General features: G+C 36.3%; 10 protein-coding genes. 1 reads left to right on the forward strand and 9 read right to left on the reverse strand.

Translation table 11 applies throughout. The annotated features are described in order from the left end of the window. Positions 1-129 precede the first annotated feature (129 nt). The 9 genes from trxB to DPV85_RS02115 all read right to left on the reverse strand — a co-directional run bounded on the left by trxB (position 130) and on the right by DPV85_RS02115 (position 11,785). Positions 130-1,083 (reverse strand): thioredoxin-disulfide reductase, encoded by a 954-nt coding sequence (gene trxB, locus DPV85_RS02075; protein WP_111326759.1) that lies wholly within the window; start codon positions 1,081-1,083, stop codon positions 130-132. Between the two features lie 89 nt (positions 1,084-1,172). Continuing rightward, positions 1,173-2,030 (reverse strand): co-chaperone YbbN, encoded by an 858-nt coding sequence (locus DPV85_RS02080; protein WP_111326761.1) that lies wholly within the window; start codon positions 2,028-2,030, stop codon positions 1,173-1,175. 113 nt (positions 2,031-2,143) lie between these two features. After that, positions 2,144-3,454, reverse strand: coding sequence for a nucleobase:cation symporter-2 family protein (locus tag DPV85_RS02085; RefSeq protein ID WP_111326763.1), 1,311 nt, complete (start codon positions 3,452-3,454; stop codon positions 2,144-2,146). Positions 3,455-3,587: 133 nt separating this feature from the next. Beyond that, complete coding sequence (locus DPV85_RS02090; protein WP_207798030.1) at positions 3,588-4,985, reverse strand: DASS family sodium-coupled anion symporter; 1,398 nt, start codon at positions 4,983-4,985, stop codon at positions 3,588-3,590. A gap of 260 nt (positions 4,986-5,245) precedes the next feature. After that, complete coding sequence (locus DPV85_RS02095) at positions 5,246-5,728, reverse strand: hypothetical protein (RefSeq protein WP_111326765.1); 483 nt, start codon at positions 5,726-5,728, stop codon at positions 5,246-5,248. Between the two features lie 29 nt (positions 5,729-5,757). Further along, positions 5,758-6,849, reverse strand: coding sequence for an IS1595 family transposase (locus DPV85_RS02100; RefSeq protein ID WP_111326767.1), 1,092 nt, complete (start codon positions 6,847-6,849; stop codon positions 5,758-5,760). A gap of 199 nt (positions 6,850-7,048) precedes the next feature. Then, a complete protein-coding gene (locus tag DPV85_RS02105) occupies positions 7,049-9,676 on the reverse strand; it encodes a DEAD/DEAH box helicase (RefSeq protein ID WP_111326769.1) in 2,628 nt (875 codons plus the stop codon). Between the two features lie 10 nt (positions 9,677-9,686). Continuing rightward, positions 9,687-11,345, reverse strand: coding sequence for a site-specific DNA-methyltransferase (locus tag DPV85_RS02110; RefSeq protein WP_111326771.1), 1,659 nt, complete (start codon positions 11,343-11,345; stop codon positions 9,687-9,689). 107 nt (positions 11,346-11,452) lie between these two features. Further along, the gene (locus DPV85_RS02115) at positions 11,453-11,785 is read right to left on the reverse strand and encodes a helix-turn-helix domain-containing protein (protein WP_111326773.1); all 333 of its coding nucleotides are present in this window, start codon (positions 11,783-11,785) and stop codon (positions 11,453-11,455) included. A 131-nt stretch (positions 11,786-11,916) separates the two neighbouring features. On the opposite strand from DPV85_RS02115, the gene DPV85_RS02120 reads away from it, so the two are divergent. Then, on the forward strand, positions 11,917-12,954 hold the full coding sequence (locus tag DPV85_RS02120) for an IS1595 family transposase (protein WP_111326775.1): 1,038 nt from the start codon (positions 11,917-11,919) through the stop codon (positions 12,952-12,954). Positions 12,955-12,957: the final 3 nt, after the last annotated feature.

Consider the following 12,957-nt stretch of genomic DNA (forward strand, 5'->3'; position numbering starts at 1 on the left):
ATTTAAAAAGTTCTCCCTCTCTATTGAGAGGGAGCTTGAAGGGCGAGTTTATTGATACAAAATTGATTCTTTAAAATCTCCCTTAACCCCTCTTGGCTAAAGAGGGGGAAAATAAATAAGGAAATTTATTTATTCTAGTGCATCTAAATAACGTTCAGCATCTAATGCAGCCATACAGCCTGTACCCGCTGAAGTAATGGCTTGGCGATAGTTGTGATCCATTACATCACCCGCAGCAAATACGCCTTCTACAGAGGTTGCTGTTGCATTGCCTTCAAGACCAGATTTAACGACGATATAACCGTTGTTAAGTTCAAGCTGACCTTGGAAGATTTCAGTGTTTGGCGCATGACCGATAGCAATAAATAAACCGTCTAATTTCACGTCTTCTTTTTCGCCAGTTTTTACGTTTTCTAAACGTACACCTGTTACGCCCATGTTATCGCCTAACACTTCATTCAAAGTGCGGTCAGTATGAAGCACGATTTTGCCTTCTTCGACTTTTTTGTATAAGCGATCGATTAAGATTTTTTCTGCACGGAAGCTATCACGGCGGTGGATTAAGTGCACTTCAGACGCAATATTAGCCAAGTAAAGCGCTTCTTCAACCGCGGTATTTCCGCCACCGACAACGGCAACCGGTTTATTGCGATAGAAGAAACCATCACAGGTTGCGCAAGCTGAAACGCCACGGCCTTTATAAGCGGTTTCAGATTCTAATCCGATATAACGTGCTGATGCCCCTGTTGCGATGATTAATGCATCACATGTGAAGGTTTGCATATCGCCATAAAGTTTGAATGGGCGAGAAGATAAATCGACTTTATTAATGTGATCAAACACGATTTCGGTTTCAAATTTTTCGGCGTGTTGCAACATACGTTGCATTAAACCTGGGCCAGTGGTCATTTCAAAATCACCCGGCCAGTTTTCAATTTCATCTGTAGTGGTAAGTTGCCCACCTTGTTGAAGACCGGTCACTAAAACAGGTTTTAAGTTTGCGCGAGCAGCATAAATAGCGGCGGTATAACCCGCAGGACCCGAACCTAAAATTAATAATTTGCTGTGTTTAACGTCTGACATAAAGAATCCTTTGTTTATAGAATAAAGCATGAAGCTTTTGGAATTCGTTCATTATAAAGCCTTCATGCATAAAAAAATAGTTGATCGTATTAGTAAAGCAATGAATACAGCAATCGGCGATATTTATTGGTGATAGGATCTGCATTGCCAATGGCTGATAAAATAGATAAAAACTGTTGTTTCACTTCACCATTTTCTGCAGAAAGATCTTGTTTTAGAATGCTAAATAATAAATCTAATGCTTCTTCGTTTCGATTGGCTTGATGTAGCTGAACTGCCAATTTCAACGCAATTTCAGGCGTTGGATTTTTCGCATAATCCGCTTGTAATTGCTGAATTTCTGGCGTATCGGCTGCTTTAATTAAAAGCTCAATCTGTGCTTGTAAGCTATGCCAACGGCTGTCGCGATCCTGAATCGGAATTTGCGCTAAAATATCTGCCGCAGGTTCCGTTTTCTTCATAGCAATATAGGTTTCCGCATAAAGTAATGCCACGTCGCTGTTTTTCTTATCTGAAAGCTCCCAGGCTTCTTTCAGTAATGGAAGAGCAGAGTCGTAATCTTCCACTTGTAAAAAATCCAAGGCTTTTTGGAATTTTAAATCTTCTTCTTTTGGCAAAATCGCACTCAAACGTTGTAATAAGCTGGCTTCATCTAATGCGCCAGGGAACGCATCTAATGCTTGTGCCTCTTTGAAAAGGTAGGTTGTTGGTAACGCTTGAATACGAAATTGAGCTGTAATCATTTGCTCCGTTTCACAATTGACTAAGCCGAGAATAAATTGTCCTTGGTGTTGTTCTGCAACACGTTGTAGAACTTTTGCAAAATCTGCCGATTCTTTATGGCTTGGCGCATAAAAGTTAATGACAAGCGGGGTTTCCACCGAACGTTGCAACGTTTCAGTAAGATTTTGTTCGTTGAGTTCAACTAAAAAAGGTAAATCTGCCATTTTTATTCCTTGATGAATGGAAAATGATGTCTGATTTTAACAAAGTGCGGTCAGTTTTAGAAATGTTTTACAGGAAAAGAAAAGGGCAGTGTTAATCTGCCCTTATTTACTATCTATTCTTTTGTTTCTTCCACTTTATCTTCAGGAAGCACGAGATTAAGAATTAAGGCAAGTAATGAACCTACGGTAATGCCTGAACCGAGCACTTCTTTGAAAAAGTGCGGTAATTTATCAAGCAATTCTGGACGAGTCGTCACGGCTAAGCCACAGCCAATGGAAATCGCGATAATTAAACCATTACGTTTGCTACGTGCCACTTTATCCAACATTTGGATACCCGCGGCGATAATCATCGCGAACATCATTAAGCCTGCACCGCCTAATACTGGTAATGGAATTGAAACAATTAATGCACCAAATACAGGGAATAAGCCCGCTAGTGCTAGAAGTACACCGGTTAGTGCAACCACGTGACGGCTAGCCACGCCAGTTAGAGAAATGACACCAATGTTTTGTGAGAATGAAGAGAATGGTGTGGTGGACATAATAGCGGCCAAGGCAGATCCTAAACCATCGGCTAAAACACCACCGCGTAAATGTTTACCGGTGATTTCTGTTTGAGTCGCATTACCCAGTGCTAAGAAGTTACCGCTTGATTCAACGATCGTGACTAAATACGCAATGGACATGCCGATAATACCTGAAATTGGGAAGGCTAAGCCAAAGTGTAGTGGTTGTGGAATCGCGAAAGTTTGCGCTTGTTTGACGCCTTCAAAGCTCACCCAGCCCATGGCTAAACAAACGAGATAGCCTGTCATCATGCCAATAACGATCGCAGCAGCGGAGAAAATACCTTTGCCCCATTGCACGAGCGCAACCACGATCACCAATACAAAGCTCGCCATCATTAAATTTTCAGGTGTAGCATAATTCGCATCACCACGTTGACCACCCGCAAACCAGTCAACCGCAACAGGAATGAGGCTTAAGCCGATCATCATGACAACAGTCCCCGTCACAAGCGGTGGGAACAATTTGCGAATATACGGCATAAAGAAACTGCCAATAATCATCACTAAGGAACCAATGAGAGAAGAACCTAATATACCGGCGATGCCATATTCACTGAAACCAATGGCCAGTGCAGCGGCAACGAAAGTAAAACTGGTTCCCATCACACTTGGCAAACGAATGCCCACAGGTCCCAAGCCTTTACATTGAATAACGGTCACCACGCCAGAAATCAAGAGTGCAGCATTCACTAGCGTAATGGTATCTTCGGTAGGTAATTTTAAGACGTTACCAATGACCAATGGTACAGCAATAATTCCCCCGAGTGCGGCAAGTAAATGTTGTGCAGCAAGGAGTAAACTCAATCCGAAAGGTGGTTTGTCTTCCACTGTATAGAGCAGGTTGTTATTCATTTGGTTTCCCTAAGTAAAAAAATTGTGCGAATTATACGTTAATTTTGATTTGAGGCAAACGTTTGCGTAATAAAATAAAAAAGTGCGGTTAAAAATCATCTTGTTTTTAACCGCACTTATTAGGTTTTAAAGGTTACATCCAGAAGATATAAGCAATTGTCCCGATAATTAGCATACAGGTTAAATCAATAAATTTACCCACGCGGATCATTTCGGATTGTTTAACAAAACCTGTCGAGTACACAATCGCATTCGGTGGGGTACCAACCGGCATCATAAAGGCACAAGATGCTCCGAGGCCGATAATCATCGCAAAACCAAGCGGTGGCATATTCAGTGCTTGTGCGATGGAAATAAAGATTGGAACCAGTAAAGCTGCACTTGCAGTGTTTGAGGTAAATTCAGTCAAGCAGACAATAAAGGCAGCAACAATTAATGCCATCACATGGTAGTGGCCACCCTCAATAATGAAGACTATACCATCTGCCATGATTTTACTTGCACCTGAATGGGTGAGTACAGAACTTAAGGTTAAGCCGCCACCGAAGAGGAATAACACGCCCCATTCTGTATTTTCTTGCACTTCTTTCCAGCTTGCGATACCGGTTACACAGATGACAATTGCTGCTGAGAGCGCAACCATACTGTCAAAGCTGCCAATTGGTTTTGGTAAACCTAATAATTGAGAAAGAATAGGGTTGATGTAGCCACCAAAAATCCAAAGAATCGCTACCGTGATAAAAATGATCAAAGTTAAAATACGTTGTTTGGTCATGTGAATTTTTTCAAATTCAGCAGCAAAACGAAGGCCTAGTTTTGGTTTAAAAACAAGATATAGCCAACCAATAATAATCGGGAACAAAATTAACATGACTGGCGTACCATACATTAACCAGTCAGCAAAGTCTAAATGGAGCTGTGAAGCGGCAATCGCATTAGGTGGGCTTCCTACAAGCGTCCCCATCCCACCGATGGTTGCGCTATAAGCGATCCCTAAAAGTACGAAGACATAAGTATTATGTTCTTCTTTTTGATCTAATTGACTCAAAATGGTCATTGAAAGCGGGATCATCATCGCTGCCGTCGCCGTATTACTCATCCACATGGATAAAAATGCCGTCGCTAAGAAAAGGTAAAGCACTGCAACAAAAAGACGACCTTTCGCTAATTGCATGATTTTGTTGGAAATCATTTGGTCGATCTTTTGCACATTTAATGCTGTAGCAAGTGCAAAACCACCAAAGAATAAGAAAATAGTGGGATCTGCAAAGGCAACAAGCGCCTCACGACTATTTACCAATCCGAGTAATACCGACAAAATAGGAACAAATAGCGCCGTGATCGTCACGTTTACTGCTTCTGTTAACCATAAAATAGCCACGAATGCCAATAATGCTAAGCCTTTATTGGCAGTAGGCTCAAAAGGAAGAATGTTTAATAAAACAAAAAATAGAATCACATCAGCAAGGAATACCACTGTATTTTTATTCCAAGCTTTAGATTGCGAGTCTGTAATGGGGGTTTGTTGCATATATTTTTTCCCTATATATTTTTTCTATATATTTTAAGAAGTTGGCGATTTTAGCATAAGTGCGTTTAATCAGAAAATAGGGAGTACTAAAAATTGATTAGTATTAAAGCAAAGTGCGGTCAAAATCACGAGTTTTTTCGGTATTATGTAGCAGTTGCACAAAGACCAAAATTTAAACAAAACCGTACAAAAATGCCCTTATTTCGATAAGGGCATTATTTTTTATAAATGTATTTTACAGAATTCTACTTATTTTTACGTTACTCACTTTTCCGTTTTCTTCTAAACAGTCTTTCTCGCTGCTCCTCTAGCAGCATTTGTTCCATCATTGCAGGGTAAGCCTGTTCGCAGAGAGCAACGTATTCAGGTTGGGTGAGGTGTTCTCTAATTTTTGTCGGGCAACGTAGATAGATTTTATCTTCTGCAAAACTACTAATAATAGAAAGCATCTGATAAGGTTTCCCATCTTCGGTTTCAAACACTTCATCGGTAAATTGCATTTCAAATATCGCTACAACTACCTGATTATTGGCGATTTCATAAGCTCCGTAAAATATCAATGGATTACGGGGTAAAGTACTGACTTCTTTCGCAAGGTCTCGCAAATTGTGATAGAACAACAGATAGGCATCATCTTTTACGTTTGAATACATCTGAGCCAGTTCTCGCATAAAAGTTTTGAATATTTCATAGTCCATCTTTTTTAAATCCACGTTAAGTGGAGTGTGTGTCATAGCTTCCATCATTGCTCCTTAATGTTGTTTTAAATTATTTAGGCTACGGCTAAATATTGGTTATCGTTTGAGGCTTCCAAACATAAACTTTCCAATCCGAATTTTGCCGCAGGTTTCTTATTTCCCTGCCAGTAACCAGTTAAATCTCGTGAAGGTCTGGCTTTCAAACAGCGTTTTAGTACGTTGTCGAATTTGTCTTTATCTGACTGGTAACGAAAATCCTCACGCCATGCGGTTTCATTCGCATAGTGCATCATGTAATTATTTCCCATCTTATGATACACACCCATAATCATTCTTCTAAATCTTGCAAAGAAGGATTCAGCTAGGTTATTGGTGGTGCCGTCAATCGAGCAATATTCTTGCGAATGATTTACGCGACATAAGTCATAGTGAAATGCCAAGCCATCATAAGCAGGATTTTCATCAGCACAAATTGTAGATTTTGGTGCGACTAAGCTATGTGTTAAAGCAAGCATATCATCAGCATTTTCCTCTTTAACTAATGCAACGAGAGTGCGGTCGGCTCCTTTTATTATTTCCTGATTTGCAGCTTGTTGACGGAAAACCATAACGCAGGATTTATCTTTACGTTGGTGACATCTCTTACGTCTATCAATTCGCTTATGTTTAAAATTTTTTGGGCGAAGGTAGTTATTCACATAACAACCATCAATATGAATAATGCCCGTGAGTGGTGTGTAATCTTGCGTTTTTTCGACTGCTTCACGGAATTTATGTAGTAATGCCCATGACGTTTTATATTGCACGCCAATATGACGAGATAAGTTAAGAGCAGAAATCCCTTTACTATTGATAGTGAAATAATAAACCGATAACAGTAGCTTTTTTAGGGAAAGTTTAGTGTGCTGAAAAATCGTACCACTTTTTACAGAAAAACGATGTTGGCAATGTTTGCACTGCCATTGCTTACGAGAAGAAATAAAATAGGCTTTATGCTCAATCTGACAACGAGGACATTGAACAGTATGAAAACAATGAGAATTTCCCCAACGAGCATTTTTAAGAAGAATGAGTATTTCGGTATCAGATAAATCGTAAATAGCGAACGCAGAGAGATTGCGAAGTGCAGAAAGTAAAAGTGGTGATGTTTTCTTGTTGTTTTTCATTTTTTTCGTTCAACGTGTATAATCAACTTTCAACTTATTGTTTTGTAGTCAATAAGTTATGTTTCTCTTGCTAAATTGGTTGAACGAATTAAATATGAAAAAAGCAAACGAGAAGATTTGCTCAAAAGTGGGTGGCATTTTAGATCAAAGTTTGATCGATTTGCAAGAAAAACTAGCGAGCCTAAGCTCGCTAAAGTTTCTAAAGATAAGAAATTGTTTCAATTAGTTCATCTAGTGATTTAGCTCCTTCCATAGGTTTAGTGATAAACACCATAAAGTATCTAAATTTATACGGTAAACCAAGTTGGTTTGCAAGAGACTCCCACTTTTTCCCTAACTCTAATTTATTCTTAGATTCAGGATTGGCTAGTTGTTCTCCTTTTACCTCAACTAAAATCAAGGTGTTTTTCTTGGTTAATATCAGGAAATCAGGATAATGATTAATAAATCCATTTATTTTAAAGCTATATTCTTTTCTTTTATCATCAATACGATGCCACCAAACAACATTATCTAAACTAATAACACGAGAAATTACATTGAATTCATAATTATTCATACTAGCCTCTCTCTCATACAAGCTGCGGCTTAATGAATCAGCAAAGCTTTGTGGTGTAATGTCTATTGGAAGTTGATATTCGGCTTTAATTTGAAAACGCTCCTGATCTATCCATTTAAAAAACTCTTCTTTACCAAAATCTTCTTGTAATTGCCTAATTTTCTTTTTGATCTTATCAAAAAATGGGGAGGGCTTAATTAAACAGCTTTCCATATCAGCAAGGCTCATTTGTTCAATGATTTTTCTAAAGTAAACTCGAATTTCAGAATCTGCAATAGGGAAAAAAGCATTTTTTCCAGCAAAAGTTAGCAAGCTAGTTACAAGGTTTTCTTTTTTTTGTTCTAAAGAATAATTTCTAAATAATTTTAATAACTGTTCGGATTTTTCTTTATTTAATGGTGAGAATTTAGCATTTTGTTCATTTTCAACATCAATACTATATAATTCTGGATCTAAATCTGAAAAAGAGATATTTGTATCACACTTGTTTAACTCAAAATTTGTTAGTAGATTATTTTTATCAAATAAGACTTCATCTTCAAATAGCCCTGAAACTGTTTCAAAAAATTGAGGGATATATATGCTTCCAATTGTTTCAGTAAATTCTTGATTGATCTTCGCTATGTTCATATTTTCACTTAATTCTCTAGGAATAGATGAATGACTGTTTTTCACTTCTAAATTAAAGTTTTCACTTTGTGTTATGACTTCTTTTGTAAAATCACTAGATGTAGCACCAAGATTAATTTCATCAATATTTTGATTTTTTAAATTATTTTTTAATCTATTTTTATCAAAATTAAACTCTTCTTTTTCTGTTGCATCTTCTTTAAAATCTGAATCTAGCTGCAACTCAATAGGTTTGTTATCTGAAACTGGTTTTATAGATTCTTCATTCTTGATTATATTGGAATTAATTGCACGGTAATCCTTTGGACTAAACCCAGCCAAAGTTAAACCTTCCACAATATTACCTAACACTGTTCTAAATTGAGCTGAAGCAGTGAACACATAGCTCATATTAAGCAATGGATTACTAAACAGCTTCGCATTTGGCTGGCGTAAAATACGCCCTACAATTTGAGTTACATCAATTTCAGAATGTTTATTTGCTAAGTTAGCTAGAATGTATGCAAACGAGCAATCCCAACCTTCTTTTAAAGCGTTTACTGTAATTATAAAACGAACTGGGCAATCAGGCGAAAATAGATCAACATTTTTTAATTCATCTATTTCTGCTGTTTTAATCTTAATTTGTTCTGCTGGAATTTGTAATTCTTCTATTAAGGTTTGTTTTACTTTTTCAAAAGTCGTATTATCTCCTTTAGTTTTAGCTTCTGCCTGAAATAATACAATAGGGCGAACATAAGGCTCGCCATTCTCAAAGGCTTGTTTGGCTACTTTTTCCAAATAATGTTGGAAAGTCACTGCGGAAATCAATACATCTTCTTTATTTGCTTGATTAGAAGCATTAACAGGCAACTTAACCATATTTTCTTTCTTTAAAGAAAGTGAACTTACATAAGAAATAATATTACTATTCCTTCTTGGTGTTGCAGTCAGATCTAAAATAAATTTTGCATTCAGATTACTCAGCATTTCTAATGATAAATCAGATGTTGCATTATGGCTTTCATCAACAATCACTACAGGTTCAAGACTACGAATTACGTTAATTAACGAAGTATCATCACTCTCTGGCAGAGCTGTTGTTTTAGTATCAAAAGAAGCTAAGTAACCATTTTCACGATAAATCAAACGCCCTTCTTTATTTCTTGTTCTAAATGCATCAAAAGTCATTATCACAATAGAAATTCCACTTTTTACCGTGTCTGCGTCAAATCCTCGTCCAAGTAGCACATCATCTTTTTCATATACATTGACTCGCCCATTGAATAATACATTCAATTTTTGACGATAAGGATGTTCGGGATTTTGTAAATTTTTTAATGTTTGTTCTAAAATAGCAGTGGAAGGTACAAGCCAAACAGTAAAGCGAGGTTTCTTCTCTCCGTGATATTCAGCTGCATCATAAATAGATCGCAAGGCATTGACGGCAATAAAGGTTTTTCCTCCAGCTGTAGGCACTTTCACGCAAACGTGAGGTGTATTTGGAATTTTTTCTATATAATTTTGGTTAGCTACACCTTTTTTTAACCAATAACTAGCAAAGGATTGATTTAACTTCTTACTACCATATTTATTTAATTCTTCCAGATAATCATTAAGATCAAGGATTACTTTTTCTTGATAACTATTTAATTCCATTCTTCTTTCCTTATAATTTGCTAATATCTCTTGGTATGCGTTTGAATCTAATTTTAAATTGCGCTAACTGCTCATCACTTAATGTACATTTATCAGCATAGATAATATAATCTTGCGTTTTTTTAGAAAGGAAATCAGAGTTTAAATGACGTAAAAACTCTAAACTTAATGTAGTAATTTGATTAGCTTCATAATAAAAAATATAAGCTGTTTGGTAATTTTTACCTAAAAAATAACCGCTTATTTCTTGATTAAATACAGTCTCTAGTTTCTCACTATGTGCGATATATTCACGAATACTTTGCAAGTCAGCACGGTCATTTAAATTACCTTCTTTATCAAACAAGGTCTCTCCAATAGTATAAAAACTAAACCCCCCACCAGTACCTTGTTGAGTTTCAGACTTTGAACCATAACCATTAATTACTCTGCGGATTCGTTCCGCTGTAATATTTTCAGCATAATCCATCATTTCAATACCGATAAATTGACGATTGCCACCATCTCTGGCATTAAGATTTAAGACTGCGTGGGCGGTTGTGCCACTGCCAATAAAACTATCTAAAATTATAGAGTTTTTATTTGTTGCTAACTGTAAAGCTCGTTCAATAGTTCCTATAGGTTTAGGTTTAGGGAAGTCATTTTTATCAAATTTAAGTTCTTTAACAAAAATTTCTGTACCGCGTTCACTATTTACATCTTTAAAATCCCAAATTGATGTGGATTTTATTTTTTCACTTACATCAAAATAATCTTTTTCAAAGATGCTCCACTGTTTCTTATTTGGCATATATCTAGCATATAAATTTTTTATATTCTCCTTTGATGTATCTTTTCCCCAGCGCCAACACCCTTCTGTAGTACTATCTTTCATCGGTAGTATTTCTATCGCATTAGGAAATTCATCTAACGATAATATATTTTTATCTTTATCATAAAAAAAAGGATAAAACATATTTGGTCTATCTTCTTTAAGATCATTATCACCTGTTTTTCTTAAATCTATTTCTCTCCACTTAAAACCATCTTTATCTATTCTATTGTATCTTTTTGTTATTTTTTCTTCTGCATCAAATCCACTTAGATAAATATCATCTGATTTCTTATAAATGATAAGATATTCGTGGGCTGTTGCAATGTCTTTTTCGTCACTTCTACCTTTGGGATTATTGATTACTGAAATACTTGTTATCCGATTAACTGGTCTAAAAATTTCATCGCAAATTAATTTTAAATGAGCAAATTCATTATCATCAATACTAATAAAAATAACCCCATCATCAGCTAACAAACGATGTAGTAATTTCAATCTAGGATACATCATACAAAGCCATTTATCGTGACGAGATAGATCTTCACCTTCTTTACCTACCACTTCACCTAACCATTTCTTGATACGAGGATCATTTACATTATCGTTATATACCCATTTTTCATTACCTGTGTTATATGGTGGATCAATATAAATACAATTAATTTTCCCTTCGTACTTAGGTAAAAGACTTTTTAATGCTAATAAATTATCGCCCTGAATTAACATATTATTTTGGCTATTTTCAGGTTTGCCATTATTAGCTTTAAAATCGTATTCTTTTTTTAAAAGATGGAAAGGGATATCGTGATGATGATTTTTGACTTTATCTTTTCCAACCCAAGTTAGTTGTGGCATACAGCCTCCTTGAATATATTAGATAAAAAAGAAATGAAATGATTTAAAAAAGTTAAAATTAAGCTAAATCTATTCATTTTTATCTCTTATAAAATTAATGTTAAAGTTTATTGTTTTTCTGAAATTTCTTTAAAAGAAATTGAAAAAGCATCTTTTAAATTTTCAGGCATCATGCGGTAATTTGCTATTAGCTTTTCTTCTTGTTCAGAGATTTCATTTTTTAGCATCATAGTTTGAAACATCTCACCTTCACCACTTACGAGCCAATTCAAATTGACTCCCGCTTTAGCAATGCCTGACATTCCTTCTGCATTAGGCTCACGTTCACCACCGATATAACCTTGCATTGTGCGATAAGCTATTCCTGCCTGCTCTGCAAAATCTGTAATTTTCCAATTTTTAGCTTCACAAACTTGTCTTAATCTTTCTGATATACACATTTGAGCGCTCCATTTTCAATTTGCAATTGACAAATTACGCAAATGAGCGTATATTTGTTTTTAGTTTAAACGCATTTTATCACGTTTGAGCATATTTAAAATCTCTATTAACATAAATTTTAAACAAGACGATGACTCAGCATTTCTTACTTTCTAGCAAAGCTCGCTCACTTTCATCCTACGAGATTGCACAACTCTCGGAAGAAGAAGCGTATGATTTGCTTTGTGAATTAAGATGGGGTGGAAAAGAGTTCATCACTTGTCCTAAATGTGGGTTACAACACAAGCCTTATTATATTTCTACACGTAAACAATGGCGTTGCAAACATTGTAATCACACTTTTAGTGTCACTTCTGGCACTATTTTTGCTAATCGCAAGAAACCGATTAAGGTTTATCTCTATGCTTTAATGGAATGGGTAAATGCCGTCAAAGGCTTATCTTCCCTTCAATTAGCACGTAATGCAAAACTTAATCCTCGCACGGCATTTGTTTTATCACATAAATTCCGCAAGGCATTACTGGAAAGCCGTGATATGAAACCACTTTCAGGTGTAGTGGATATGGACGGTACTTATGTTCATCCTGCACCACGTAAAGCAAATAAGAAATCTGACCGTATTGACTATCGTTTAAAGGAAAATCAGAATCCTGATAAACGTTGTGTCATGGTTGCGCGTGAGCATTATTCACCAGAAGAAAAAGCCAGTAATGCGCTGCATTGTGGGGCAAAACGCTCTCACGTTTTTGTGGCGCATACGGAATCGCAATCGGTAGTGAAAAGTTTTGCCGATAAGTTCATTAAACCTAATACGCAAATCAATACCGATGAAAGTACGGCTTATGATGTCTTGTTACCTTACTATAATTTGAGAACTGTAAACCATAAAGAAGAATATCGTAGCGATTTAGGTGTAACAAATAATCAGGCAGAAAGTTTGTTCAGTCGTTTCAAACGTATGTACTACGGACAAGTTCACCGTATCAGTAACGAATATCTACTTAACTACGCGAATGAAATTGCCTACCGTGAGGATAATCGCCGCACCTCAAATAAAGTACAGTTTATTGATGTATTAAGCCGATGTTTGAAAACCACCAACGATAACAATGAATGGTGCGGTTATTGGCAACGTAAAATTATTCATCAAGAAGTGATTTGGCAGTAGATA

Origin of the sequence: Haemophilus parainfluenzae, assembly GCF_003252725.1 — a bacterium.
In the GTDB taxonomy this organism is placed as follows: Bacteria; Pseudomonadota; Gammaproteobacteria; order Enterobacterales; family Pasteurellaceae; genus Haemophilus_D; species Haemophilus_D parainfluenzae_L.

What these genes read in the sequence shown, in the direction of transcription:
- trxB (WP_111326759.1), bottom strand. Translation starts at nt 1,083, where the DNA reads ATGTCAGACGTTAAACACAGCAAATTATTAATTTTAGGTTCGGGTCCT.
- DPV85_RS02080 (WP_111326761.1), bottom strand. Translation starts at nt 2,030, where the DNA reads ATGGCAGATTTACCTTTTTTAGTTGAACTCAACGAACAAAATCTTACT.
- DPV85_RS02085 (WP_111326763.1), bottom strand. Translation starts at nt 3,454, where the DNA reads ATGAATAACAACCTGCTCTATACAGTGGAAGACAAACCACCTTTCGGA.
- DPV85_RS02090 (WP_207798030.1), bottom strand. Translation starts at nt 4,985, where the DNA reads ATGCAACAAACCCCCATTACAGACTCGCAATCTAAAGCTTGGAATAAA.
- DPV85_RS02095 (WP_111326765.1), bottom strand. Translation starts at nt 5,728, where the DNA reads ATGGAAGCTATGACACACACTCCACTTAACGTGGATTTAAAAAAGATG.
- DPV85_RS02100 (WP_111326767.1), bottom strand. Translation starts at nt 6,849, where the DNA reads ATGAAAAACAACAAGAAAACATCACCACTTTTACTTTCTGCACTTCGC.
- DPV85_RS02105 (WP_111326769.1), bottom strand. Translation starts at nt 9,676, where the DNA reads ATGGAATTAAATAGTTATCAAGAAAAAGTAATCCTTGATCTTAATGAT.
- DPV85_RS02110 (WP_111326771.1), bottom strand. Translation starts at nt 11,345, where the DNA reads ATGCCACAACTAACTTGGGTTGGAAAAGATAAAGTCAAAAATCATCAT.
- DPV85_RS02115 (WP_111326773.1), bottom strand. Translation starts at nt 11,785, where the DNA reads ATGTGTATATCAGAAAGATTAAGACAAGTTTGTGAAGCTAAAAATTGG.
- DPV85_RS02120 (WP_111326775.1), top strand. Translation starts at nt 11,917, where the DNA reads ATGACTCAGCATTTCTTACTTTCTAGCAAAGCTCGCTCACTTTCATCC.